Source organism: Streptomyces sp. NPDC050485 (assembly GCF_044458185.1).
In the GTDB taxonomy this organism is placed as follows: Bacteria; Actinomycetota; Actinomycetes; order Streptomycetales; family Streptomycetaceae; genus Streptomyces.
In genome coordinates this window covers 55,514-79,009 of record NZ_JBITHR010000011.1, presented here as the reverse complement: position 1 = coordinate 79,009, position 23,496 = coordinate 55,514, and the positions used below count along the sequence as shown (strand labels likewise).

At 71.3% G+C, this 23,496-nt stretch carries 23 protein-coding genes; 8 read left to right on the top strand and 15 right to left on the bottom strand.

What is annotated here, in order from left to right:
- The first annotated feature begins 50 nt into the window (after positions 1 to 50).
- Both ACIBK6_RS22710 and ACIBK6_RS22705 read left to right on the top strand, forming a co-directional pair.
- Positions 51 to 1,145 carry a glutamate--cysteine ligase gene (locus tag ACIBK6_RS22710; RefSeq protein ID WP_399053122.1) on the top strand — a complete coding sequence of 365 codons (1,095 nt, stop codon included), beginning with the start codon at positions 51 to 53 and terminating at the stop codon, positions 1,143 to 1,145.
- A gap of 187 nt (positions 1,146 to 1,332) precedes the next feature.
- Positions 1,333 to 1,488: a DUF6131 family protein gene (locus ACIBK6_RS22705; protein WP_399053121.1), complete on the top strand. Its 156-nt coding sequence runs from the start codon at positions 1,333 to 1,335 to the stop codon at positions 1,486 to 1,488.
- Positions 1,489 to 1,540: 52 nt separating this feature from the next.
- On the opposite strand, the gene ACIBK6_RS22700 is transcribed toward ACIBK6_RS22705, so the two are convergent.
- The 3 genes from ACIBK6_RS22700 to ACIBK6_RS22690 form a co-directional block, all read right to left on the bottom strand.
- Positions 1,541 to 2,083, bottom strand: coding sequence for an FABP family protein (locus ACIBK6_RS22700; RefSeq protein ID WP_399053120.1), 543 nt, complete (start codon positions 2,081 to 2,083; stop codon positions 1,541 to 1,543).
- 169 nt (positions 2,084 to 2,252) lie between these two features.
- Positions 2,253 to 3,698 (bottom strand): glyceraldehyde-3-phosphate dehydrogenase, encoded by a 1,446-nt coding sequence (locus tag ACIBK6_RS22695; protein WP_399053118.1) that lies wholly within the window; start codon positions 3,696 to 3,698, stop codon positions 2,253 to 2,255.
- Between the two features lie 85 nt (positions 3,699 to 3,783).
- Positions 3,784 to 4,896, bottom strand: a complete 1,113-nt coding sequence (locus tag ACIBK6_RS22690) for an AI-2E family transporter (protein WP_399053117.1) — start codon at positions 4,894 to 4,896, stop codon at positions 3,784 to 3,786.
- Positions 4,897 to 5,401: 505 nt separating this feature from the next.
- Here ACIBK6_RS22690 and ACIBK6_RS22685 point away from each other — a divergent pair.
- The 3 genes from ACIBK6_RS22685 to ACIBK6_RS22675 all read left to right on the top strand — a co-directional run bounded on the left by ACIBK6_RS22685 (position 5,402) and on the right by ACIBK6_RS22675 (position 8,494).
- On the top strand, positions 5,402 to 6,358 hold the full coding sequence (locus ACIBK6_RS22685) for a hypothetical protein (RefSeq protein WP_399053116.1): 957 nt from the start codon (positions 5,402 to 5,404) through the stop codon (positions 6,356 to 6,358).
- Positions 6,359 to 6,527: 169 nt separating this feature from the next.
- Positions 6,528 to 7,979 carry an amino acid permease gene (locus ACIBK6_RS22680; RefSeq protein WP_399053115.1) on the top strand — a complete coding sequence of 484 codons (1,452 nt, stop codon included), beginning with the start codon at positions 6,528 to 6,530 and terminating at the stop codon, positions 7,977 to 7,979.
- Between the two features lie 122 nt (positions 7,980 to 8,101).
- Positions 8,102 to 8,494 (top strand): DUF779 domain-containing protein, encoded by a 393-nt coding sequence (locus ACIBK6_RS22675; protein WP_399053114.1) that lies wholly within the window; start codon positions 8,102 to 8,104, stop codon positions 8,492 to 8,494.
- A gap of 82 nt (positions 8,495 to 8,576) precedes the next feature.
- On the opposite strand, the gene ACIBK6_RS22670 is transcribed toward ACIBK6_RS22675, so the two are convergent.
- The 7 genes from ACIBK6_RS22670 to ACIBK6_RS22640 form a co-directional block, all read right to left on the bottom strand.
- Entirely contained in the window at positions 8,577 to 9,749 is a 1,173-nt protein-coding gene (locus ACIBK6_RS22670; protein WP_399053113.1) for a winged helix DNA-binding domain-containing protein, read from the bottom strand.
- The gene (locus ACIBK6_RS22665) at positions 9,746 to 9,940 is read right to left on the bottom strand and encodes a hypothetical protein (protein WP_399053112.1); all 195 of its coding nucleotides are present in this window, start codon (positions 9,938 to 9,940) and stop codon (positions 9,746 to 9,748) included. Before ACIBK6_RS22665 ends, ACIBK6_RS22670 begins: the two co-directional genes overlap by 4 nt.
- A 313-nt stretch (positions 9,941 to 10,253) precedes the next feature.
- On the bottom strand, positions 10,254 to 10,913 hold the full coding sequence (locus ACIBK6_RS22660) for an ABC transporter ATP-binding protein (RefSeq protein WP_399053111.1): 660 nt from the start codon (positions 10,911 to 10,913) through the stop codon (positions 10,254 to 10,256).
- Positions 10,906 to 11,814, bottom strand: coding sequence for an ABC transporter ATP-binding protein (locus tag ACIBK6_RS22655; RefSeq protein ID WP_399053284.1), 909 nt, complete (start codon positions 11,812 to 11,814; stop codon positions 10,906 to 10,908). The genes ACIBK6_RS22660 and ACIBK6_RS22655 overlap by 8 nt, the downstream gene beginning before the upstream one ends.
- A gap of 86 nt (positions 11,815 to 11,900) precedes the next feature.
- Positions 11,901 to 12,767, bottom strand: coding sequence for an ABC transporter permease (locus ACIBK6_RS22650; RefSeq protein ID WP_399053110.1), 867 nt, complete (start codon positions 12,765 to 12,767; stop codon positions 11,901 to 11,903).
- A complete protein-coding gene (locus ACIBK6_RS22645) occupies positions 12,760 to 13,725 on the bottom strand; it encodes an ABC transporter permease (RefSeq protein WP_399053109.1) in 966 nt (321 codons plus the stop codon). The genes ACIBK6_RS22650 and ACIBK6_RS22645 overlap by 8 nt, the downstream gene beginning before the upstream one ends.
- Before the next feature lie 32 nt (positions 13,726 to 13,757).
- Positions 13,758 to 15,359 carry an ABC transporter substrate-binding protein gene (locus ACIBK6_RS22640; RefSeq protein WP_399053108.1) on the bottom strand — a complete coding sequence of 534 codons (1,602 nt, stop codon included), beginning with the start codon at positions 15,357 to 15,359 and terminating at the stop codon, positions 13,758 to 13,760.
- A 157-nt stretch (positions 15,360 to 15,516) separates the two neighbouring features.
- Between ACIBK6_RS22640 and ACIBK6_RS22635 the strand changes: the two genes are divergently transcribed.
- Entirely contained in the window at positions 15,517 to 16,371 is an 855-nt protein-coding gene (locus ACIBK6_RS22635) for a class I SAM-dependent methyltransferase (protein ID WP_399053107.1), read from the top strand.
- A 22-nt stretch (positions 16,372 to 16,393) separates the two neighbouring features.
- On the opposite strand, the gene ACIBK6_RS22630 is transcribed toward ACIBK6_RS22635, so the two are convergent.
- The 5 genes from ACIBK6_RS22630 to ACIBK6_RS22610 all read right to left on the bottom strand — a co-directional run bounded on the left by ACIBK6_RS22630 (position 16,394) and on the right by ACIBK6_RS22610 (position 20,471).
- A complete protein-coding gene (locus ACIBK6_RS22630) occupies positions 16,394 to 16,900 on the bottom strand; it encodes a DinB family protein (protein ID WP_399053106.1) in 507 nt (168 codons plus the stop codon).
- A gap of 76 nt (positions 16,901 to 16,976) precedes the next feature.
- The gene (locus ACIBK6_RS22625) at positions 16,977 to 18,086 is read right to left on the bottom strand and encodes an acyl-CoA dehydrogenase family protein (protein ID WP_399053105.1); all 1,110 of its coding nucleotides are present in this window, start codon (positions 18,084 to 18,086) and stop codon (positions 16,977 to 16,979) included.
- Positions 18,083 to 19,264, bottom strand: coding sequence for an acyl-CoA dehydrogenase family protein (locus ACIBK6_RS22620; protein WP_399053104.1), 1,182 nt, complete (start codon positions 19,262 to 19,264; stop codon positions 18,083 to 18,085). Before ACIBK6_RS22620 ends, ACIBK6_RS22625 begins: the two co-directional genes overlap by 4 nt.
- Positions 19,261 to 20,229 (bottom strand): NADPH:quinone oxidoreductase family protein, encoded by a 969-nt coding sequence (locus ACIBK6_RS22615; RefSeq protein ID WP_399053103.1) that lies wholly within the window; start codon positions 20,227 to 20,229, stop codon positions 19,261 to 19,263. Before ACIBK6_RS22615 ends, ACIBK6_RS22620 begins: the two co-directional genes overlap by 4 nt.
- 71 nt (positions 20,230 to 20,300) lie before the next feature.
- A complete protein-coding gene (locus ACIBK6_RS22610) occupies positions 20,301 to 20,471 on the bottom strand; it encodes a hypothetical protein (RefSeq protein ID WP_399053102.1) in 171 nt (56 codons plus the stop codon).
- 250 nt (positions 20,472 to 20,721) lie between these two features.
- On the opposite strand from ACIBK6_RS22610, the gene ACIBK6_RS22605 reads away from it, so the two are divergent.
- Together ACIBK6_RS22605 and ACIBK6_RS22600 are read left to right on the top strand one after the other, a co-directional pair.
- The gene (locus ACIBK6_RS22605) at positions 20,722 to 22,149 is read left to right on the top strand and encodes an alkaline phosphatase family protein (RefSeq protein WP_399053101.1); all 1,428 of its coding nucleotides are present in this window, start codon (positions 20,722 to 20,724) and stop codon (positions 22,147 to 22,149) included.
- A 176-nt stretch (positions 22,150 to 22,325) separates the two neighbouring features.
- Positions 22,326 to 23,486: an ABC transporter ATP-binding protein gene (locus ACIBK6_RS22600; protein ID WP_399053100.1), complete on the top strand. Its 1,161-nt coding sequence runs from the start codon at positions 22,326 to 22,328 to the stop codon at positions 23,484 to 23,486.
- The last annotated feature ends 10 nt before the right edge of the window (positions 23,487 to 23,496 follow it).

Genomic DNA, 23,496 nt, shown 5'->3' with positions numbered 1-23,496 from the left:
GGGCGCCGGGAAGCCGGTACGGACGGCCGGAAGCGGGGTACTCACATGTCGTGATCACCATGGGCGTCGAAGAAGAGTATTTGCTGGTGGACCCGGTTTCCGGGCTGCCCGCGCCCCTCTCCGACGAGGTACGTGCGGCCGCCGGCCTGGGGCCGATGGTGCAGGGGCGCGAGGTGCAGCCGGAGCTGCTCCAGGCGCAGGTGGAGGTCGCGACGCCCATCTGCGAGACCCTGGACGAAGTGGGCGGTCATCTGCTGCGCTTGCGCCACGCGGTCGGCATTGCCGCGGAGCAGCTCGGCTGCCGGCTCGCGGCGAGCGCGGCGGCTCCGCTGGCGGCGGAAGCCCCCGCCGCCGTCACCTGCCAGCCCCGGTATCAGGCTCTCCACGCGCGGGCCCCGCAGATCGTGAATGAGCTGCTGATCAACGGGATGCACGTACACGTGGCCATGCCGGACCGCGAGGTCGGGGTCGCCGTGCTGAACCGGATCCGGGTCTGGCTTCCGACGCTGCTGGCCATGTCGGCGAACTCCCCGCTCTGGCGGGGCCGGGACACCGGTTTCGCGAGCTGGCGCACCCCCGTCTTCAGCCGCTGGCCGGTCTACGGCCCCCCGCCCGTCTTCGCCGACCTCAAGGACTACGAGCGGCGTACCGGCGCACTGCTCGCGTCCGGAGTCATCGCCGACACCGGGCAGTTGTACTGGCAGGCGCGCCTGTCGGAGCGCTATCCCACGCTCGAAGTGCGCTGCCTGGACGTGCAGTTGAGGGCGGACGACGCGGTGATGTTCGCGGGTATCGTACGCGCCCTGGCGGCCACCGCCCTTCGCGAATACAAGGACGGTGAGCCGGAACCCGAGTGCGCGCCGGAACTGTTGCAGGCGGCAATGTGGCATGCCGCCCGGCACGGGCTGAGCGGCACGCTGATCGATCCGACTGGCCTCCCCCGCAGCGCGGGCGACACACTGTGCCTGCTCACCGGGCACATCGCGGCGGCGCTGGAAGCATCCGGAGACAGCCGCGAGGTCGGCGCCCTCGTCCACCGGCTGCGGCGCCAGGGCAACGGCGCCGACCGCCAGCGCCAGGCCCTCGCACAAGCGGGCATGCCGGCCCTGCTCGACCTCATCACCACCGAAGCGATCGCTCCGTAACCACCGCTGTCCGCCCCCGTCCCCCCGGAAGGGAGCCCGGGCCCGGAAACGAATACCTCGACTCGGGCGGCGACGACGTCGACGCCGGCATGCCGCACATCGCCGGGTCCGCCGCTCGCCAGGGCCCAAGCGGCGGAACTACCCTGGGGAGCAAGGCTGGAACTCTTCCGCGAGATCGGAGGACATCATGGTCGTCCTCGGAGTCATCCTGCTGATCATCGGCTACGCGGCCGGCATCTCCATCCTGTGGACCATCGGCATCCTCCTCGTCGTCCTCGGCGGCATCCTGTGGCTGCTGGGATCCCTCGGACACGCGATCGGCGGACGGCGGCACTACTGGTAGGCGGCTCAGTCCTTCACCCGCCGCCGCTCGGCACACCGCGCGGCGGCGCGGTCTATGCCCTGCGGTGCAGGCGCGCCGAGAGGTGGTGCTGCAGCGGCTGGCCGACCGCCGCGAGGTCGTGGACGAACGTGAGCGTGTCGTCGTCGGTCACGGCGTACCGGCGACGGGTGCCGTTGACTTCCTTGGCGGTGGGGGTGCGGGCCACCTCGTGGGTGGCGAGGTCGACCGTGTTGCCGGTCGCCCGGCCGACGGCGATCTCCGCGATGCCGGTGGGCTGGGTGATCAGCGCCTCCACCCGGCCGTCCGGCTGGAGCCGCCACCAGCCGCTCTCCCGGGCCGACGGACGCAGCGGTGCGCCGTCCGCGTCGAGCAGCCAGGCCCGGGCCTCGTAGCGGAGGAAGGGACGGCCGTCGTGGCTGAAGGTGACCTCCTGCGCGTACACGAAGTCCTCCGCCAGGGTCGGGTACCCGCCCTGGCCGCGGCCGTGCCAGCTGCCCAACAGGCCGATCACGGGCGCGAGCAGCGCGTGCGGGGCGGGCGCCTCGTCCGGTCGGTGGCTGTCGGGGTACGGGTGCTCCGCTGCGGGGTCGAACACGGTGTGCGCTCCTGAGGTCGGGGCCGGCTGCCGCCTGGCAGCCTAGGGCGTGTCCGGCGGACGGGTGGTCCCGGACCGCTCAGGTGTCGGCCGCGGATGGCGGTGGGAGGGTGACCGCAAACCGGTCACCCTCCCACTGCCGCCCCGTCGGCCGGACGGGTCGCCGGGATCAGACCACCGGAACCGGGTAGGTCGGGTACTCCACTCCGGACACGTGCTGGACGACGCGGATGACCTGGCAGGAGTAGCCGAACTCGTTGTCGTACCAGAGGTAGAGGATCGCGTTGTCCCCGTCGACCTTGGTGGCGCCGGCGTCCACGATCGAGGCGTGGCGCGAGCCGATGAAGTCGCTCGACACCGCGTCCGGGGCGGTGGTGAAGTCGATCTGGCGCTTGAGCGGCGAGGTCAGCGACACGTTGCGCAGGTAGTCGAGGACCTCCTCGCGGGTGGTCTCGCGACCGAGGCGCAGGCTGAGGATCGCGATCGAGACGTCCGGCACCGGGACGCGGATCGAGCTGCCGCTGATCGGCGCCTTGAGGTCGGGCAGCGCCTTCGCGACGGCCGACGCGGCTCCGGTCTCGGTCATGACCATGTTGAGCGGCGCGGAGCGGCCGCGGCGGTCGGCACTGTGGTAATTGTCCAGCAGGTTCTGGTCGTTGGTGAACGAGTGGACGGTCTCCACGTGGCCGCGCAGCACGCCGTACTCGTCCGCCATGGCCTTCAGCGGCGGCACGATCGCGTTGGTGGTGCAGGAGGCGCAGGACAGGATCTGCTCGTCCGGCTTGATCGTGTCGTGGTTGACGCCGTGCACGATGTTGGGCACGTCGCCCTTGCCGGGCGCGGTCAGGACGACCTTGTCGATCCCGGGACGCAGGTGCTTCGACAGGCCTTCGCGGTCGCGCCACTTGCCGGTGTTGTCGATGAGGATGGCGTCCTTGATGCCGTACGCCGTGTAGTCGACCTCGGAGGGGTCGTTGGCGTAGATCACCTTGATCGCGTTGCCGTTGGCGACGATCGTGCTGGTCGCCTCGTCGACGGTGATCGTGCCCTGGAACTGGCCGTGGATGGAGTCGCGGCGCAGCAGCGAGGCGCGCTTCACGATGTCCTGGTCGCCGCCCTGGCGGACGACGATGGCACGCAGCCGCAGTCCGTTGCCGGAGCCGGCCTTCTCGATGAGCAGGCGGGCGACGAGCCGGCCGATGCGTCCGAAACCGTAGAGGACGACGTCGCGTCCCTCGCGGCACTCCGCCTTGTTGGCACCGACGGCTCCGGCGACGGCCTCGGCGGTGAACTCCTCCACCGAGAGACCGCGGTCGTCGCTCCGGTACGTCGCGGCGAGCATGCCGATGTCGATCTGGGAGGGGCCGAGGTCGAGCGCGGTGAGGGCGTGCAGGAACGGCAGCGTCTCGGTGACCGAGAGCTCCTCACCGGCGATCTGCCGGGCGAATCGGTGGGTCTTGAGGATGCTGACCACCGACTTGTTCACCAGGGAGCGGCTGTGCAGCAGGATAGTGACGTCCCGCTCCCGGTGCAGCTTCCCGATGATCGGGATCATCGACTCCGCGATCTCCTCGCGGTTCTTCCAGTTGGTGAACGAGTCGTCATTGACAGTCACAGGTTTATCTTTCGAGCTAGGCGGCGCTCATATGCTAACCCCCCGCCCTTTTGATCTTGCAAAGGGTGGGGGTTGAGCGCACACCTCAGGACGTGTCCGTCCGGGAGAAGACGTGCTCCTCCAGGATCAGGTCGATGGCGACAGCGGCCGGGATGGCGACCAGGGCCCCGACGACGCCGAGGAGGGCGCCGCCGATCAGGACGCCCACGACGGTGACGAGGGGGTGGACGTCGACGGCGAACTTCATCACCCGGGGCACAATCAGATAGTCCTCGGCGACCCGGAATCCGATGTAGAAGCCGGCGGTCGCCAGGGCGACGGGCAGCGACACCGACAGGGCCACCAGACTGACGACGAGGCCGCCGATGGTGGTTCCGACGATCGGGATGAGGTCCATCAGCGCGATGAACACCCCGAGAGCAGCGGGGTAGGGAACATCGGTGGCCACGCACCACACGAAGGTCGCCACCCCGGCGATCACGGAGGTGACCACGTTGCCGAGCATGTAGCGCCCCACCCGGTTCAGGATCTCCTCGGTCACATCCCGGGCGTGCGGGCGTCGGCCGGCCGCGACGAAGCGCAGGCCGAACCGCTTCAGGCCGGGCAGGAACGCCATCACGTACACCATGACGACGAGCACGATCACGGCCGAGGTCACGACCCCCAACACGACTTTTCCGGCGCCGAGCAGACCGCCGGCGAGACCGGCCGCGCCTCCCGAGGAGATCTGCTGCTGGGCCTTGGCCAGCAGGTGGTAGCGGTCCTCGAACCTGCCGAGCGCGGAGTCGTGGTCCTGCAATTGCCGCAGCCAGCCGGGGACCGCTTTGACCAGCGCGTTGACCTCGTCGGCGACCGGGGGCACGACCAGGGCCAGGAACCCCGCGAAGAGCGCGAGCAGGACGACCAGGACGACCGCCACGGCCCACCTGCGGCGCAGCCGGCGACGGGTGAGCCAGGCGACGACGGGCTCCAGAGCGATCGCGATGAAAGCGGCGAGGACCAGCAGCGTGAGGAGACTGCCGACCTCCAGTACGGTCTGCACGGTCAGCCACGCGAGCGTCGCTCCGAGGCCAAGCCCGAAGCCGACGGCGATCCAGGACCGGCCGCCCGGCGCCCCTCGCCGGCCCCGCGCACGCCCGTCCCCGGACCCCCGCACCGGGTCGCGGTCGCCCCCGCTCTCGGGCTCGGCGGACGTCATCGCCGTCCGCCCGACGCGGGTGAGGCGCAGGCAAGCGATGACTGCATCCGCCAGTACCTCTCTTCGAGGCCGGGAGGGGTCTTCGTGCTCATGCCGCCCGGACCGGGCGCGGTGAACGATCGGAGCCGGCCGCTTCCTGTTCCGACCCTAGCCAGGTATCCCGTCGGTGGCCCTGTGTCCCGGTCCCGCCGCCCGCCATCCGGCTGAGCGCGACGGGCCGACCCATGCCACAGACGTCAGGGCACACGGACCGGCCGAACCCGGCCCCGAATATGCCAATTAAATACCCTGCGACCCAGGGCACGGTAATGCGGCCCCCAACACCTCGGAATCCGTAAGGGGGTGGAAGCAGATGTTCCGGGCAATGAGTTTCGATACGACTTAAGGATGAGTAAGGTGTGGCTCGCTGTCGGTGAACCTGCGCAAGGACTCGGGCTCCGGCTCAATTCCGCATGGCCGGAATTCATACGGCGCAGGGTGTCGTCTGCGGGACGGGGAGAGGATCGTGGCTGCCGGCTCGTTCGAAGGGCACTACGTGTGGCATCCGGCGGCCGACGATCGCGAGCTGGCACGGGCGTGCACCGACGTCAGGGCCGGGCGGTACCTGGGCGCCCACAACGTCCTCAAGGAGGCGCGCGGAGACTTCGAGCTGCGGGCCCACCGTTCGCTGGTACTGGCCTCGGAGGCGGCCGACTCGGACCTGGCGGAACGCTGGCTGGCCGAGGAACCGGGCCCGGAGGCAGCCCTGTTGGGGGCGCGGGTGGCGATGCTGCGCGCGTTGCGCATGGCGGACGCGCGAGACGCGCGGGCGGGCGCGCTGCTGCGCATAGCGCAGGCGGCCTGCGTGCGGGCGGCGCGGCTGCTGCCCGCGGATCCCACTCCGTGGGTGGCTCAGCTGGCGCTCGCCCGCATCGACGGCCCCCGCGATCCAGCCCCCAGAGGGCTGCTGACCGCGCCGCCGGGCCCTTGGCAGCTCTTCGCCCACGTGCTGCGCCTCGACCCCTGGCACCGCGAGGCGCACCACCGCTTTCTGGCCTGCTTCTTCACCCGGCACGGCGGCTCGGCGAGCGCGCGCTGGGACGTCGCCTCGTTCCTCAGCCACCGGGCGCCGGCCACGTCGGCGCTGCGGCTGCTTCCGCTGGTCGCGCTGGTCGAGGACTACGACCCGAGTGCGCTCCTGGCCGACCAGACCTGGCAACAGCCCCAGTGGACCACGACGACCCTCGGCATTTACCACAACTGGTTTCCGCAGACGGCCAGTTACCGGTTCACCCCGGTTCTCGACCTGGCGTATCTGGCGCACGCCCTGTTCATGGCGAACCGTGAATTCGAAGCGCGCGAAGTCCTCACGGCCATGGGCCCGTTCGCCTCCCGCATGCCCTGGAGCGCCTTCGGCGACCCCGGGGAGCAGCTGACCAGGACCAGGCGATCCTGCGGACTTCCGATCCCCGCACCGGCCTGACCGCGCCGGAGCGTTCACCGCCGCTCTCCCCAGGAGGCGGCACGACCCACGCGCCCTCCACCCCGACGGAAAGGTTGCCACTGTGTCCGAGCGCACGTCTCGCACCCGCTCGAAATCCCGTCCGCGGGAAACATCCGCCGCACTGGACGACGATGCCACGCTGCACGCCATGGGATATCCGCGGAAATTGACCCGCCGATTCCATGCCTTCGACAATTTCGCCATATCCTTCACGATCATCAACATCATATCCGGGATCTTTTCCGCATTCGGATTCGGAATGGGTGCCGGAGGTCCGCGCATTCTCGTCTTCGGCTGGATCGGCGTCTCGGTCATGGTGCTGTTCGTGGGCGCCGCGATGGGCGAAATCGCGTCGGCCTATCCGACCAGCGGCGCCCTGTACTTCTCGGCCGGCAAGCTCGCCAAGCGGCATCACGGCGCCTGGTCCTGGTACACCGGCTGGCTGAACTTCGTCGGCCAGGTCGGCGGCACGGCCGCCACCAACTATGCCGCCGCGACGTTCATCCAGGCGTTCATCGCGATGCGGTGGCCCTCGTACGAGGGCACCCCGCAGCAGACCGTCGGCATCGCGGCGGCCATCCTGCTGGTGCAGGCCCTCGCCAACACCTACACCGTGCAGCTCGTCGCCGTGGTGAACCGGATCTCCGTCTGGTGGCTGCTGGTGGGCATGGTGGTGATCGTCGTCGCCCTGACCGTGAAGCCCGCCGCCCACCAGCCGGTCTCGTTCGCGACGCACTTCGTCAACAGCACCGGGTTCAGCAACGGGCTGTACGCCGCGATGCTGGGCCTGCTCGTCACGAGCTGGACGTTCACCGGCTTCGACGGCAGCTTCCACATGTCCGAGGAGACGGTGCGGGCCACCGTCAACACCCCCAAGGGCATCATGCGCGCCATCATCTACTCGGCCCTCGCGGGTCTGGTCCTCATGCTCGCCCTGGTGTACTCGATCCGCGACTACGCCGCCGAGATCGGCGCGGCGGCGCCACCGGTGCAGATCCTCGTCGACGCGCTCGGCACGGGCACCGCAGAGCTCCTGCTGCTGATCGTCATCGGCGCCATGCTGTTCTGCGGTCTGGCCAACATGACCAGCAACACCCGCCAGATCTTCGCGTTCTCCCGCGACGGCGCGATGCCGGGCTCGCGGTGGTGGCATTCGGTGTCGCTGCGCACCCGCACCCCGGTCAAGGCGGTGTGGCTGGCCGCGGCCTGCGCGCTGGTGCTGATCATTCCCGGCTGGTGGTCGCAGACCGCGTTCACCGCCATCGTCAGCGTCAACGTGGTCGGCCTGTACCTGGCGTACGGCGTGCCCATCTTCCTGCGGCTGCGGCTTGCCGACTTCGAGCCCGGCCCCTGGAACCTGGGCCGGTACGGCAGGCCGGTGGCGGCGGTCGCCGTGGCCTGGATCGCGCTCAGCAGTGTGCTGTTCATGCTGCCGCAGGTCTCGCCGATCACCGCCGACTCGTTCAACTACGCGCCGATCGCGCTGGGCGCGGTGCTGCTGATCGCCACTATCTGGTGGTTCGCCACCGCCCGTCGGCGCTTCCAGGGGCCGGTCAGCTACGGCAGCCCCGACGAGGTGGCGGCGATGGACCTCATCTGATCCGGACCGGTTGCAACCGGGTTGCAACGGGCGGCGTGGTGAAGTGGCTGCCGTGTCTGCCCGGATCCGCACGGCACGGCCCGCAGGGGGCCGGTGCCGTGCGGCCGGAGGAGCGAGGAGAGATGAAGCCCGCCGAGCACCCGCGACCCGACGAGCAGCCGACCGCCGATACGGAACCGCCGGTCCAACTCACCCAGGCAGCAGCCGAGTTGATCCGGAAGCTGCGGGCGGTCCACGGCCCGCTGATGTTCCATCAGTCGGGCGGCTGCTGCGACGGCAGCGCCCCCATGTGCTACCCGGCGGGCGAGTTCCGGACCGGCGGCTCGGACGTGCTGCTCGCCTCCCTCGCCGTGGAGGGCGTCGGCGAGCGCGTACCGTTCTGGATCTCGGCGAGCCAGCACGAACTGTGGCGGCACACCCGGCTGATCGTGGACGTGGTGGAAGGGCGCGGCAGCGGGTTCTCGCTGGAAGCGCCGGAAGGGGTGCGGTTCCTCATCCGCTCGCGCCTGATCTGAGAGCCCACCGCCAGGGCCGGGGGCCTTGGGATTTGCGTGCTGGGCGGGCAACACAAGCCCTGGGTAAGACAGTTGGTGGACTTTACGAACAGAGCCGTCGTTCCAGCGGGGTGCGGAAGCTCGGCTTGATGCGTACGTCGCCGAAGAAGGCGGCCAGCCGCTCGGCCTCGGCGGCGATCGCCGTGCGGGCCTCGCGCCCGAGGCCGGTCGTGAGCGGTTCCGTGACGATCTCGCCGTCCGGACGCTGGGCCCAGCCGCCGACGATGCGGCCGTTCCACCACACGCTGGGGCCGATGTTGCCGTTGGTGTCGAAGAGTTCCGAGGTGTGGCCGGGGTCGAAGTACCAGTCCCGGTGGCGCCAGCCCATCGGGGTGGGGTCGAGGCCGGGCAGCAGCGCCGCCCAGGGTTCGGGCTCGGCCGGGGCTTCCAGGTGGGCGGGCAGCACATGGCCCGGCCCCTCGTCCAGGTCGGCCTCGACCGCCTCGGTACGGGCCAGCGCCTTGCGCGTGTCGGTGAGCGTCCAGCCCGTCCACCACTTGACGTCCTCGGTGGTGGCGGGCCCGAACGCGGCCAGGTACCGGGCGGCGAGCTGTGCCTTCGCCTCGTCGGCGGGCAGTTCGGGGTGCGGTTCGGCGGGGATCCAGCGGTACTGGCTGGAGGCCCAGGTGCCGAGGGGCCGGCCACGCCGGATGCGGCCCTCGGCGGCCATCACCCCGAGGAAGCGGCTGGTGATGCGCGGCCGGGCCTCGTAGGGCTTCCCCGCCGCCTGGACGATCTGCGACGTCAAGTCCGGTACGTCGTCGGCGAGTTGGGCGGCGGTGGCTTCGCCACGCCGCTGGAGGGCGGTGAGGACCGCGTCCTCGGTGGCGGCGAACCAGCGGCCGTCGAAGCCGAGCTGCTCCTGGACGACCTTGGCCAGGTGCTTGCGTTCACGGGCCGCCACGGCGCGGGCGGTCGACGCGTCGACCACGGGGGCGAGCTCGCGCGGCACCACGAACATGGTGCGCCGCATGCAGAGCATCCGCACCAGCGTCCGGTCCTCGTACAGAGCACGCTCAACCTCCGGCACGGACGGGTCCCTCAGCCGGGCCGCGACGGCGAGGTACACCGTCGCGGGGTCGGTGGCGTGCAGACCGAGCAGCGCCTCGGCGACCGCCTCCGGAGTGTTCGCGCGGGCGGCGGGGGCGAGCAGATGGCGGGCGCCGAGGCGGGCGCGCCGTTCCTCGGCGGTGATCTTCCGGCGGGCCTTGGTCATGGTTTGAGGCTACCGACCACTCCCGCCGTCGCGTTGAGGCCGTCCTGGATGGTCGGCGCCATGCTCGTACCGGCGAGGAAGAAGCCGAGCAGGGCGCAGACGATCGCATGCGAGAGCTTGAGCCCTCCAGTGCGCAGAAAGATCACCGCGAGGACCAGCAGCAACAGCACCACCGAGACCGAAACAGCCATGACGAGCCTCCTCCACCGCGCCGGAATTGCGGCATTCGGGCGCCAGTGTGGCGGAGGAGGCGCGCTGGTTCGGCTCAAGACGTGTCCGCCGTACGGGTGTTGACTGCGTGTGACCCCGTTACCGAGCCAGCTGCCGCTGATGGTCGAGTGCGAGGTAAGTGGCCGGGCCCTCGGTCTTGATGTCGATGAGCAGCTGGAGCGGGTGGTGGTAACCCCGGTACACCGAGGTGTCCGGCTGTCGTCCGCCGTGGCGGCCACATGGCCCGTCGTTCGGCCTCCGCCCAGCCCTCGCCCGCCGTTGCGGCCCCCCGGGTCAGGCCTCCGGCGGGTCAGTCCAGCTCACCGTCCGGTCGCACCAGCGCTCCAGGAGTATCCGGTCGTGGCCGACGGCCAGCAGGGACGCCGCCGTTTCGCGGCGGTAGCGTTCGACCGTCGCGACCAGCGCGGCCGTGGTCGAGGCGTCCAGCATCGCGGTCATCTCGTCGCAGATCAGCAGGCGCGGACGGAGCACCAATGCCCGTGCCAGGCAGGCGCGTTGGAGCTGGCCGTCGCTCACCTCGTGGGCGTGCCGGGTCAGGAGGTCGCCGCCGAGGCCGACCGCCTGGGCCAGTTCGTCCACCCGTTCGCGGATCTCGATCCGCCGGCCGGTCGCCTTCAGCGGCTCGGCGATCAGGTCGCGCAGCCGCAGCCGGGGATCGGCGGACAGCCGCGGCGACTGGAAGACGACGCCCACGGTGGTGCGCAGGGCGCGCGGCGCGCGGTGGCGGTGGCCGACGACCGTGGTGCCGTCGAGCACGACCGTCCCCGCGTCGGGGCGGTGCAGCAGGGCCGCGACCCTGGCAAGGGTGGACTTGCCGCAGCCGCTGGGACCGAGCAGGCCGACCGCCTCGCCGCGACCCACCGCGAGGCTCATGTCCCGCACGACGGGCTTGCCCCGCTCGTAGCCGGCGGTGATGTTGCTGAGCTCAAGCACGGCTGGGGTCCTTCGCGTGGGCGTGATGGCAGGCGGCCCGGCCGTCGAACCGCGGCTGGGTGCCGCAGAGCACGTCGGGCCGGTCGCAGCGGGCTGCGAACGCGCACCCCGCCGGAAGGTCTCCCAGCTCCGGCGGCATGCCGGGGATGGGCCTGAAGGATCGTTCCGGCAGAGCATTGAGCAGACCACGAGCGTACGGGTGACGGGGACCCGGCTCGCCGAAGAACCTGGTGGCGTCGGCGATTTCGACGATGCGGCCCGCGTACATCACGGCCACCCGGTCGGCGATCCGGGCGGCCGCCGCGAGGTCGTGCGTGATCATCAGCAGGGCGCGTCCTTCGTCCACGGTACGGCGCAGTTCGTCGGCCGTGCGGTCGACCAGCGCGCGGTCGAGTCCGGTGGTGGGTTCGTCGGCCAGCAGCAGGGGTGCGTCGCCGATCAGGGCGAGTGCGGTGGCGGCGCGCTGGGCGAGCCCGCCGGACAGTTCGTGCGGGTAGCGGTCGAGGCGGTCCGCCGGGAAGGCCGCCCGCCCGGCCGCGGCCTCCGCGCCGGCCCGCAGCCGCTTGCGCGGGGTAGGCGTCAACTCCCGTACTGCTTCCTCCAGTTGGCTGCGCACCGTGCGTACGGGAGTGAGGTGGGCGGCCGGGCTCTGCGGTACGAGTCCGACGCGCCGGCCCCGCACCGTGCGCGCGAGGAGCCGCTCGTCGGCGGCCAGCAGGTCCGTTCCGTCGGCGAGCAGAGCGGCGCCCGCGGATTCGGCGTTGGCGGGCAGCAGGCCGAGCAGGGCGGAGGCGAGGACCGACTTTCCGCAGCCGCTCTCGCCGACGAGCGCGAGGCACTCCCCGGCCGCCAGGTCGAAGGAGGCGTCGGTGACGGCGGCGATGCGGCGGCCGCCCCGCATCGCGAAGCGCACGGAGAGCCCCCGCACGGACAGCACGTTCGCGTTCGCGTTCAGGTTCGCGTGCACGTTCAGGTTCGCGTGCACGGTCACAACATCAGCTCCGAGCGTCGGCGCGGGTTGAGCCGTTCGCGCCAGGCGCCGGCCAGGCCCGCGATGGCGAGGGTCGGGACGATCAAGAGGAGGCCGGGGAACAGCGTCGGCCACCAGTCGCCCGCGAGCAGCGAGCCGCGCGCGCTCTGGACGAGGTTGCCGAGGCTCGCCTGGTGGGTGGGCAGGCCGAGCCCGAGGAAGGACAGGGCGGATTCGTGCCACATGGCGTGCGGCACCATGAGGACCGCCGCGAGACCGGCCTGCGGCAACACCCCGGGCAGCAGATGGCGCACCGTCACCCGCCATCGGGAGGCGCCGCCCGAGATCGCCGCGTCGATGTAGGGCCGGGAGCGCAGCGACAGGATTTCGGAGCGGACGATGCGGGCCGTCGACAGCCAGTGCGTGAGGGCGACCGACACCACGACCGGCCACACCCCGGGGCGGAACATCGCCACGACGAAGATGCCGAGCAGCAGATGCGGTACGGAGGAGAACGTGTCGACCAGCCGCATGACGAGCCGGTCGGTCCACCCGCCGAAGGCTCCGGCGACCGCGCCGACCGCCGTGCCGATGAGCGTGGCGGCCAGCGCGGCGACGACCCCGACCAGGAGCGAGATCCGCAGCCCGTACACGCAGCGGAGCAACAGGTCGCGGCCCACGTCGTCGGTGCCGAACAGGTGGGCCCAGGACGGCGGTTGGAGTTTCTGGGCGAGATCAACGGCCTGCTGGTCGAGCTGGACCAGGGGTGGCACGAGGAGCACCGCGAGCACCAGGAGGGCGATGATCGCGGCCGAGGTCCGCACCCGCACGGTGCGGGTGGAGCGGCGCAGGCGCCCCTGCGGACGCCAGAGCACGTCAGCCATCGAATCCCACCCTGGGGTCGGCGAGTCCGTACAGGAGGTCGGAGAGCAGGTTACCGAGGAGTACGGCGACGGTCGCGAGCACGGTGAGGGCGGCGAGCAGCGGGAAGTCGACGGAGGTCGCGGCCTGCACGGTGGCGGCGGCGATCCCCGGCCAGCTGAACACCGTCTCCACCAGGAGCGCACCGGTGATCAGCTCGGGGACGCGGGAGCCGATCAGGGTCAGCATGGGGAGCATGCCGGAGCGCAGGGCGTGCCCGGTGAGCACGGTCCGCTCGGCGAGGCCGCGCGCCCGGGCCCCGCGCACCGGGTCCTCGGCCAGCGCGTCGCCGACTCCTTGGCGTACGTACAGGAAGAACCAGGGCAGTTGGGACAGGCCGAGTACGCCCGCCGGGAGCACCAGGTGGCTGGCGGTCTGTCCGAGGGTGACCGTGTCGCTGGCGGTGTCGGTGAGGCCGCCGGCCGGCAGCACGCCGAGCTTCAGGGCGAAGAACCAGATGGCGAGCAGTCCGAGCCAGAAGGCGGGGGCGGCTTCGAGGGTGTACGCGGCGGAGCTGACGCAGCGGTCGAGCCAGCCGCCGCCGCGCCGCGCGGCGAGCACGCCGAGGGCCGTGCCGAGCAGGATCGCGAGGGCGAAGGCGGCGGTGGCGAGCAGCGCGGACCAGCCGATGCGCTCGGCGATGACGTCGGCGACGGGCTGACGCAGCACGCTGGAGTCGCCGAGGTCGCCGGTGAGGGCCGAGGTCAGCCAGCTCCACCAGCGTTCGACGAGCGGCTGGTCCACGCCGAGGTTGGCGCGCAGTTGGTCGAGGTTCTGCTGCGAGGCGGTGAGTCCCGCGGTGCCCGCATAGGCCTGCACGGGGTCGAAGGGGGATGCGGCGGCCACCGCGAAGACGCCGAAGGTGACGGCGAGCAGGACGGGCACGGCGGACCCGAGCCGACGTCCCGTCAGACGCGCCATCGGCCCCCAAGGGAGCCTGCGCACCGGGGAGTTCACTTCTTCGGCGCCCACTTCTCGACGTTCCACCACGGGCCGGAGGCGAGGCCGTGGTCGTGCGGTTCGACCTGCGTGGTCAGCCCGTCCCAGCGGTCGTTGACGACGTACAGGTGGTCGATGTGGGTGAGGAAGGTGTAGCCCGGGTTCTTCACCAGTTCGCGCTGGATGGTGTCGTACGCGGCCTTGCGGACCGTGTGGTCACCGCTCTTGCGGGCGTCGTCCAGGGCCTGGTCGACGGTCGCGTTGCCGTAGGAGGCCATGTTGTTGAAGCCGTCGCCCGCGAGCGAGGACTTCAGGAGGTTGTACTGGTCGAAGTCGGGGTCGCCCGGCGAGCCGCCGCCCGCGAGGACCGCGTCCTGCTTCATGCGGGGTTCGATGACCTCCCAGGTGCCGGCCTGGGTGGTGATGTCGAGGCCGGCCTTCTTGGCGTCGGAGGCGTAGGCGAGGGCGTGGTCCTGGCGGAGCTTGTCGCCGGAGAGGTACCAGAGCGGGAAGGCGGCCCGTACGCCGTCCTTCTCGCGGATGCCGTCGCCGCCCGGCTTCCAGCCCGCGGCGTCGAGGATCTTCTTCGCCCTGCCGAGGTCGTGACCGCGCTCGGTACCGGCGGCGAACCATTCGCTGCCGGTCGGCACCGGGCCGTAGGCGGGCTTGCCCGCGCCGTCCAGGATCCGGTCGACCATGGCCTGCCGGTCGACGGCGAGGTCGAGCGCCTGGCGCACCGCGGTGTCGCCGGCGACCTTGTTGCCGGTGGGCAGGGTGACATCGCGGTAGTCGTACGTCTTCGCGGCGTACGTCTTGCGCCCCTTGTCGCGCTTGAACGTCCTGGCGAGGTTGGGCGGCAGGATCGCGCCGTCAAGATCCCCGGCGCGCAGCCGGGTCGCCCGCACGTCGTCGTCCTTGATGATCGCCATGGTGAACTTCTTCACCGCGGGCGCGCCGCCCCAGTAGAAGGGGTTCGCGGCGAAGGCGATCTTCTCGCCCTTCGACCACTTGGTGAGGGTGTACGGGCCGGTGCCCACGGGCGCGCTGGAGAAGGCGCCCGAGTTGACGTCCTGCGGGCTCGCGACGTGTTCGGGAACGACGGGCAGCACGGTCCGCTCGGCGAACGGGGCGTACGGGTACTTGAGGGTGAAGACCACCGTGTCGTCGCCCTGGGCCTCGACGGACTTCACCGCGTCGAGCTCGCCCTTGGACGGGTTGTTGGTCTTCGGGTCGAGGATCTTCATGTAGGTGAAGACGACGTCCTTGGCCGAGAACGGCCGGCCGTCGCTGAACTTCACGCCCTGACGGAGCTTGTACGTGTACGTCAGCCGGTCCGCGCTCACCTCGGGCAGCGCGGTGGCGAGTGCGGGCCGCAGCACCATGTCGCCGTCGAAGGCGAGGAGCCCGTCGAAGAGCTTGGAGTTGCCGTCCTTGCCGTAGCCGAGGAGCGGGCTGAGCGTCTCGGGCTCGTACGCGATGCCGACGACCGCCGAATCCTTGGTGCCCTTCTTGCCCGCGCCGCCCGTGCCGCCCGGGGTCGAGCAGGCGGCCGTACCGATGGCGAGCACCCCGGCCAGGACGGCGGCGGCCGTGGCACGTATGGAACGGGCGGTCATGCGGCCCACACCCCTTGCTGAAGATCAACCACTATTGCGAACAAGTCGCAATTAAACCGCACGTAAAGGGGTGGTCAAAAACGAACTGCCGGGCCGGGCCCCCGTGCCATAGCCTCTGCCTGCACCACCCTCCCCACCCGGCACGACGAAGGATTGTGTGAACGACATCGATCTCATCGCGCAGGCACCGTCGATCGCCGCTCTGATGGCCGCCGCGCAGGTCAGCCCGGCCGCCCAGCGCACCCAGACCGCCTACCGCACGGCCCTGGTCGCCGCCATGACCGTGCCCGCCGGAGCCTCGGTGCTCGAACTCGGCTGCGGGCAGGGCGACTTGACGGCGGTCCTCGCCGAGGCGGTGGGGCCGGGCGGGCGGGTCGTCGCCGTCGACATCGCGGACCCGTCGTACGGCGCTCCGGTCACCCTCGGCCGGTCGGCCGAACACCTCAAGGCGAGCCGGCTGGGCGCCCGCATCGACTTCCGGTTCGGCGTGGATGTGCTCGACGGCTCGGTGGACTTCCCCGGCGAAGCCTTCGACCACGTCGTACTGGCGCACTGCTCCTGGTACTTCGCCTCGCTCGGCCAGGTAGGCGAGGTGCTGGCCCGGGTCCGGCCGTGGGCGCGGCGGCTGTCCTTCACGGAGTGGGACCTGGCACCGCGCTCCACGGATCAGCTGCCCCATCTCCTCGCCGTGCTCATCCAGGGCCAGATCGAGGCGAGCGGCTCACGCGGCGAAGGCAACGTCCGGACGCCGTTCTCCCGCGAGAGCCTGCTGCGGCTCCTGCCGTCGGCGGGCTGGGAGGCGGTGGCCGAACACTCCGTGGACACGGCCCAACTCCAGGACGCGGACTGGGAGATCGACGCCTGCACCCTGCTCCTTGCCGCCGAGGAGCGGTTGGCCGCCCTGCCCGTTCCGGTACGGGATCTGGTACTCAGCCAGGCCGATGTGCTCCGCGCCGTGGCGAGGAAGCGGGGGAACACACCGCTGCCGTCGTACTCGGTCACCGCCTGCTGACCCCGGGCGGAGCGGGCGCTCCCTATTCGCCGACCTCTCCGTCGATGGCCTCGCGGAGCAGGTCGGCGTGGCCGTTGTGGCGGGCGTACTCCTCGATCATGTGGGTCAGGATGTAGCGCAGCGACATGGGTTCGCCGCGGAACTCCACTGTGTCGTCGAGGGAGTTGACGTCCGCGGCCGCGGCTCGGGAGTCCTCGCACGATGCCCGCCAGGCGGCGAACGCCTCGTCCACATCGGCGTCGGCCACGTGGAACTCGCCGAATTCGCCGTCGGGGGTGCGGGGCCAGAACGACGTGATCCGTTCGCCGTTCAGCACGAGGCGGAACCAGCTCCGCTCGACCTCGACTGCGTGCCGGACCAGGCCGAGCAGGGTCAGTCCCGAGGTCGGCACGGCCTTCCGCTTCAGCTGCTCGCCGCTCAGACCCTCGCACTTCATGGCGAGGGTCGCCCGCTGGTGGTCGAGGAACGCGGTCAGCGACGCACGGTCATCGGCGGTCTTGGACGGTTCACTGCGCTGGTGATCACTCATCGGCCGATCATGCCAACGGGTGAGGGAGCCGGGCCTTTCCGGTCCGGGAAGTGGACAAGAAAGGCCCGGCTCGCTGTCAGGGGGCCTGGAGGTCGGCCAGGTCGGCGATGGCCGCCCGGTGTTCTCCGGCCGAGCCGAGCGCGATCTGGGCCGACTTGGCGCGCTTGAGGTACAGGTGCGCCGGGTGTTCCCAGGTCATGCCGATCCCTCCGTGCAGTTGCACGCACTCCTCGGCGGCGTGGACCGCGACCCGCGAGCAGTACGCCTGGGCGACCGCCACCGCGAGCTGCACCTCGGGGCTGCCGGTCGCCAGCGCGTCGGCGGCGTTGCGGGCGGCGGCGCGTGCGGAGACGACCTCCAGCCAGAGCTGCGCCATACGGTGCTTGAGCGCCTGGAAGGAGCCGACCGGACGGTTGAACTGCTTGCGCTCGCGGGTGTACGCCACCGTCTCAGTCAGGCACCACTCGGCGACCCCGAGCTGCTCGGAGGCGAGCAGCCCGGCCCCGGCGAGCAGGCCCCGGCGCACGGCGGCGGTCGTCGCGTCCACGTCGGCGAGCAGCGTGCCGCGCGCGCCGTCGAGGGCGACGGCGGCGAGCGGGCGGGTCAGGTCGAGCGGGGTGAGCGGGGTGACCGCCGCTCCGGCCGCGTCGACGGCGTACAGGCCCTGCCCGGTGGGCACGAGCAGCACGTCCGCGGTGGCGGCGTCGGCGACCGCGGTGACGGTCCCGGCGAGCGTGTCCGGCAGCCGCACCGCGTACGGGCCCGTCGAGAAGGGCAGGACGAGGGCAGCGGTCCGCCCACCGGTCGCCAACTCCCTTACCAGAGAGGTGACTTCACCGTCCGTAGCACCAAGCGCCAGCAGCGTCTCGGTGGCGATGACGGAACTGGTCAGGTACGGGACGGGGGCGACCGCGCGGCCGATCTCCTCCAGGGCCACCGCGGCTTCGCGGTGCGAGGCGCCCTGTCCGCCCAGCTTCTCCGGGACCAGAAGCCCGGCCAGGCCCATCCCGGCGCCGAGCTCGTGCCACAGCTCCTTGTCGTACGGGGTGGCGGACTCCGCCCGGGCGAGCGTGGACGGGATGTCCGTACGGTCGGCGAGCAAGGAGCGCACGGCGGCCCTGAGGTCTTCCTCGGCCTCCGAGTAGAGCAGGTCGGGGGTGGCTTCCGCGGCGGTCTGCGCAGTCATCGGGCCAGGTCCTTCCATGCGACGTCCTTGTCGTTGCGCGGCTCGGCGGGCAGGCCGAGGACGCGTTCGGCGACGATGTTCAGGAGCACTTCACTCGTGCCGCCCTCGATGGAATTGCCCTTGGAGCGGAGGTAGCGGTATCCCGCGTCGCGGCCGGTGAAGTCGACGAGCTCGGGGCGGCGCATGGTCCAGTCCGAATACAACAGGCCGTCCGGGCCCAGGAGTTCGACCTCCAGGCCGCTGATCTCCTGGTTGAGCCGGGCGAACGCGAGCTTCATGCCGGAGCCCTCGGGGCCCGGCTGGCCCGCGACGAGCTGCTGACGCAGCCGCTCGCCGGTGAGCCGGGCCACCTCGGCCTCGACCCACAGGGTGAGCAGCCGCTGGTGCAGGTCGTGGGTGCGCAGCTCGGGGCGTTCGCGCCAGGTCCGGGCGACCGGGCCGATCATGCCGCCCTCGCGCGGGATGCGCATGCCGCCGATGGAGACCCGCTCGTTCATGAGGGTGGTCTGGGCGACCTTCCAGCCCGCACCGACCTCGCCGAGCCGGTGCGCGTCGGGGATGCGCACCCCGGTGAGGAAGACCTCGTTGAACTCGGCCTCGCCGGTGATCTGCCGCAGCGGCCGCACCTCGACACCGGGGTCGGTCATGTCGCAGATGAAGTAGCTGATGCCCTGGTGCTTGGGCAGGCCGGGGTCGGTGCGGGCGATGAGGATGGCCCAGCGGGCGAGGTGGGCGCTGGACGTCCACACCTTCTGCCCGTCGACCACCCAGGTGTCGCCGTCGCGTACGGCACGGGTGCCGAGGGCCGCGAGGTCGGAGCCCGCGCCCGGCTCGCTGAACAGCTGGCACCAGACCTCCTCGCCCACCCACAGCGGCCGCAGGAAGCGCCGCTTCTGCTCCTCGGTGCCGTACTTGAGGACGGTCGGGGCGGCCATGCCGAGGCCGATGCCGATCCGCCGGGGGTCGTTGTCGGGCGCCCCGGCCGCCGCGAGTTCGGCGTCGACCACGGGTTGCAGCGAGCGCGGCGCGGCCAGGCCGCCGAGGCCCACCGGGTAGTGCACCCAGGCGAGCCCGGCGTCGAAGCGGGCCTTGAGGAAATCGATGGGCTCGGTGGTGGCGGGCGGGTGTGCGGCGAGCAACTCCCGCGTACGGGTGCGGAGTTCGGCGGCGTCGGTCATCGGGCTACTCCGTCCGGGAGGACGACCACGCGACCGGTGGTCGTGCCGTCGGCGACGCGCTGCACGGCGGCCGCGGCGTCCTTCAGCGGGACCCGCTCGCTGACCAGGGGCTTGACCGCGCCCTCGGCGGCGAGCTCGGTGAGCTGCTCGTGGCAGCGCAGGACCGCCGCCGGGTCCTTCTGGTTGTACAGACCCCAGTGCAGACCGACGATCGAGTAGTTCTTGACGAGGGCGTGGTTGAGCGCGGGAGCGGGGATGCTTCCGCTCGCGAAGCCGACGATCACGATCCGGCCCTCGAAGGCGACGCACTTCGCGGACTTGGCGTACGCGTCACCGCCCACCGGGTCGAAGACGACATCCGCGCCGCGCCCGCCGGTGGATTCCTTGACGGCGGCGACGATGTCGTCGGTACGCCGGTCGATGACGACATCGCAGCCCACCTCCCGTGCCACGGCCGCCTTTTCGGGGCCGCCGACGACGCCGATCACCCGCGCCCCGGCGGCCTTGCCGAGCTGCACGGCCGCGCTGCCCACTCCCCCGGCGGCGGCGTGCACGAGCAGCGTCTCGCCCTCTTGGAGGTCCGCCCGGCGGTGCAGTGCGAACATTGCGGTCTGGTAGCCGATGTGCAGCGCGGCGGCCTCGGCGTCGTCCAGTGCGCCGGGCGCGGGCAGCAGGGCCGCCTCGTCGGCGACGACGTACTCGGCGAGGCCGCCGTACGGCAGCGCGGGCGTCGCGATCACGCGCCGGCCGTCGGCCGTCTCGCCGCAGATCTCCACGCCGGGCGTGAACGGCAGCGGCGGGCGGATCTGGTACTGCCCGCGGCAGAGCAGCGCGTCGGGAAAGTTGATGTTCGCGGCACGCACCCTGAGCAGGACCTGGCCCGCGCCCGGCGCCGGCCGGTCGACCTCTTCGAGCCGCATCACCTCGCCCGGTTCGCCGTTCTCGTGCACTCGCCATGCCTGCATTCCGGGCCTCCACACACTGGGCGCGATACGGCTGCGTACCGCTGAGTACGTTCCACTGCTCCAGGGGCATACTAAGCGGTCGCTTGCCCGTGGGGAAAGAGCTCGCCGACTCCGGGCGCCCAGGCGCGCCCGTTGAGCTTCGCCGGCCAGCACAGCGTGAGGACTCCGGTGCCCTCGGCGGTGACGTCGAGCCGGATCCGCTCCTCGCCCTCGCCGACCCGCCGGTCCAGGCTGTCGATCACCGGTCCGCCCCTTCCCTATGCTGACTGCTCGTCAGGTTCGTCGAGACCAAGGGACTTCCGGGCAGGGCGCACCTCCGTCGGAGGGGGCATGGTCCGAGCCGGTGAGGCTCCGGCCAGCGCTTGGCCAAGCCCTTGCTTTTCGTTGGGCGCGAGTTCACCGGTTGCCTCCGCCACCCCACACCGAACGGCGGGAGACTGACTGGCAGGTCCACGTCACTGGTCTCAACCGACAGCTCTGAAAGGGGCGTTCATGGCCGAGTTGACACGACGCAGACTCCTCGGATCGGCCGCCGGGGCGGTCGGCGGAGCGGCGGCGCTCGCCCTGCTGCCACCCAGCGTGCAGAAGGCCGTCGCCGCCGGGGCGCCGCGCCGCGGCTCGCTGCGGGACATCGAGCACGTCGTCATGCTGATGCAGGAGAACCGGTCGTTCGACCACTACTTCGGCACCCTCTCCGGCGTACGCGGGTTCAGCGACCCGCATGCCCTCAAGCTGCCCAACGGGCGTTCGGTGTTCTACCAGCCGGACGCGGTGAACCCCCGTGGCTACCTGCTGCCGTTCCACCTGGACACGCGCAGCACGAGCGCGCAGGCCATCCCGTCCACCAGCCATGCCTGGTCCGTACAGCACCAGGCGTGGAACGGCGGGAAGATGGACCGGTGGCTGCCCGCGCACCGGAAGGCTGATGGCGTCAACGGGCCCTATGTGATGGGCTATTACACGCGTGACGACATCCCGTTCCAGTTCGCGCTCGCGGAGACCTTCACCATCTGCGACAACTACTATTCCTCCGTCTTCGGCCCGACCTGGCCGAACCGCCTGTACTGGATGACCGGCACGATCGACCCGGGCGGCACCAAGGGCGGTCCGGTCCTGAACAACACCGCGCCCAAGCCGTACCGGTGGACGACGTACGCCGAGCGGCTCCAGGCCGCCGGGGTCAGCTGGAGGGTCTACCAGCAGGACGACAATTACGGCTGCAACATGCTGGAGCAGTTCCGGGCCTTCCGCGACGCCAAGCCCGGTTCCCCGCTGTACGAGCGCGGGGTGCGCAAGCAGCCCGAGGGCACGTTCGAGGACGACGCCCGGGGCGACCGGCTGCCGGCGGTCTCCTGGATCATGCCGACGAGCTTCCAGTCCGAGCACCCGGACTATCTGCCGGCCGCCGGCGCCGACTTCGTGGCGCAGAAGATCGAGGCCATCGCGTCCAACCCGAAGGTGTGGGCGAAGACCGCGTTCATCCTCAACTACGACGAGAACGACGGCCTGTTCGACCATGTGGCCCCGCCGACACCGAGGGCCGGCACGGCGGACGAGTTCGTGGGCGGGCTGCCCATCGGCGGCGGCTTCCGGGTTCCGGCCATCATCATCTCGCCCTGGACCGTGGGCGGCTGGGTGGCGAGCGAGGCCTTCGACCACACCTCAGCGCTGCGGTTCCTGGAGAAGTTCACGGGCGTCAAGGAGCCCAACATCAGCGAATGGCGCCGCCGCAGCTTCGGCGACCTGACCACAGCGTTCCGGTTCAGCAGCGCCCCGCCCCGGCCGCCGCACCTGCCGGACGACACGGCGGATCAGCTGGCGGAGGCCAAGCGCGAGGTGGCCACCTTGCCGAAACCCACCCTGCCCGGCGCCGACCAGTCCTTCCCCCAGCAGGAGCGGGGGCAGCGGCCGCACGTGTAGACCCGGCCGACGCGTGACGCCTCCTGCGCCCGGTTGCTCCCAGCCGGGCGCAGGAGGTGCGTCCGGCTCAGGCCGTCACGCTCGCGGAGGGCGTCGGCGCCGCCTGACGCCCGGTGCCCGTACTCCACCGGGCCCGCCCGAATGCGGGCCCGGGCCGTGCCTTCTAGCGTGGATCCATGATCCGGTTCGAGCGTGTCAGCAAGGTCTACCCGGACGGCACCAACGCCGTCGACGACCTGTCCTTCGAGGTCGCGGAGGGCGAACTGGTCACCCTCGTCGGCCCGTCCGGCTGCGGCAAGACCACCACGATGATGATGGTGAACCGGCTCATCGAGCCGACCTCCGGCCGGATCCTGGTCGAGGGCGAGGACATCGCCACGCTCGACCCGGTGAAGCTGCGCCGCCGGATCGGTTACGTCATCCAGCAGGTCGGGCTCTTCCCGCACCGCACGGTCCTCGACAACACGGCGACCGTCCCGGCGCTGGTCGGCTGGAAACGGGCGAAGGCCCGGGCGCGGGCGGCCGAGCTGCTCGACCTCGTGGGACTCGACCCGGCGACGTACGGGCCGCGCTACCCCGCGCAGCTCTCCGGCGGCCAGCGTCAGCGCGTGGGGGTCGCGCGGGCGCTGGCCGCGGACCCGCCGGTCCTCTTGATGGACGAGCCGTTCGGCGCGGTCGACCCCGTCGTACGCGAACGGCTGCAGAACGAGTTCCTCGGCCTGCAGGCGACCGTGCGCAAGACGGTCCTCCTGGTCACCCACGACATCGAGGAGGCGGTACGGATGGGCGACCGCATGGCGGTGTACGGGGCGGGGCGCATCGAGCAGTTCGACACCCCGGCCGCGGTGCTCGGGGCGCCGTCCACTCCGTACGTGGCCCAATTCGTGGGCGCGGACCGGGGGTTGAAGCGGCTGTCCGTGACGACGGTGGAGCCGGACGATCTGGAGCAGCCGCCGGTCGTCCGGCTCGGCGAGCCCGCGGGGGCCGCCGCGGCCCGGCTGCGCGAGGAGGGTGCGCGCTGGGCCGTGGTGCTCAACGAGTCGGGCGAACTCCACGGCTGGGTCGGGGTGGACGAGCTCTCGTCGGCAGGTCCGGGCCCGGTCGCCGAGCCGGCGCGGCGCATGGAGGCGTGGGTGCCGGTGGGTTCCCCGCTCAAGCAGGCGTTCAGCGAGATGCTCCAGTACGACGCGGGCTGGGTGGCCGTCCTGGACGGCGCCCACTTCCTCGGCGTCCTCACCCCGGCGAAGCTGCACGAGGCGCTGCGGCGATCGGTCGACGCGGATGCGCTGGGGGTGGCGCGGGGGGAGGTCGACTTCGACTCGGTCGCCGACGCGTGAGGCGTGGGGG

What these genes read in the sequence shown, in the direction of transcription:
- ACIBK6_RS22705 (WP_399053121.1), top strand. Translation starts at nt 1,333, where the DNA reads ATGGTCGTCCTCGGAGTCATCCTGCTGATCATCGGCTACGCGGCCGGC.
- ACIBK6_RS22690 (WP_399053117.1), bottom strand. Translation starts at nt 4,896, where the DNA reads ATGACGTCCGCCGAGCCCGAGAGCGGGGGCGACCGCGACCCGGTGCGG.
- ACIBK6_RS22680 (WP_399053115.1), top strand. Translation starts at nt 6,528, where the DNA reads ATGGGATATCCGCGGAAATTGACCCGCCGATTCCATGCCTTCGACAAT.
- ACIBK6_RS22675 (WP_399053114.1), top strand. Translation starts at nt 8,102, where the DNA reads ATGAAGCCCGCCGAGCACCCGCGACCCGACGAGCAGCCGACCGCCGAT.
- ACIBK6_RS22670 (WP_399053113.1), bottom strand. Translation starts at nt 9,749, where the DNA reads ATGACCAAGGCCCGCCGGAAGATCACCGCCGAGGAACGGCGCGCCCGC.
- ACIBK6_RS22665 (WP_399053112.1), bottom strand. Translation starts at nt 9,940, where the DNA reads ATGGCTGTTTCGGTCTCGGTGGTGCTGTTGCTGCTGGTCCTCGCGGTG.
- ACIBK6_RS22655 (WP_399053284.1), bottom strand. Translation starts at nt 11,814, where the DNA reads ATGCGGGGCGGCCGCCGCATCGCCGCCGTCACCGACGCCTCCTTCGAC.
- ACIBK6_RS22650 (WP_399053110.1), bottom strand. Translation starts at nt 12,767, where the DNA reads ATGGCTGACGTGCTCTGGCGTCCGCAGGGGCGCCTGCGCCGCTCCACC.
- ACIBK6_RS22645 (WP_399053109.1), bottom strand. Translation starts at nt 13,725, where the DNA reads ATGGCGCGTCTGACGGGACGTCGGCTCGGGTCCGCCGTGCCCGTCCTG.
- ACIBK6_RS22640 (WP_399053108.1), bottom strand. Translation starts at nt 15,359, where the DNA reads ATGACCGCCCGTTCCATACGTGCCACGGCCGCCGCCGTCCTGGCCGGG.
- ACIBK6_RS22630 (WP_399053106.1), bottom strand. Translation starts at nt 16,900, where the DNA reads ATGAGTGATCACCAGCGCAGTGAACCGTCCAAGACCGCCGATGACCGT.
- ACIBK6_RS22625 (WP_399053105.1), bottom strand. Translation starts at nt 18,086, where the DNA reads ATGACTGCGCAGACCGCCGCGGAAGCCACCCCCGACCTGCTCTACTCG.
- ACIBK6_RS22620 (WP_399053104.1), bottom strand. Translation starts at nt 19,264, where the DNA reads ATGACCGACGCCGCCGAACTCCGCACCCGTACGCGGGAGTTGCTCGCC.
- ACIBK6_RS22615 (WP_399053103.1), bottom strand. Translation starts at nt 20,229, where the DNA reads ATGCAGGCATGGCGAGTGCACGAGAACGGCGAACCGGGCGAGGTGATG.
- ACIBK6_RS22605 (WP_399053101.1), top strand. Translation starts at nt 20,722, where the DNA reads ATGGCCGAGTTGACACGACGCAGACTCCTCGGATCGGCCGCCGGGGCG.
- ACIBK6_RS22600 (WP_399053100.1), top strand. Translation starts at nt 22,326, where the DNA reads ATGATCCGGTTCGAGCGTGTCAGCAAGGTCTACCCGGACGGCACCAAC.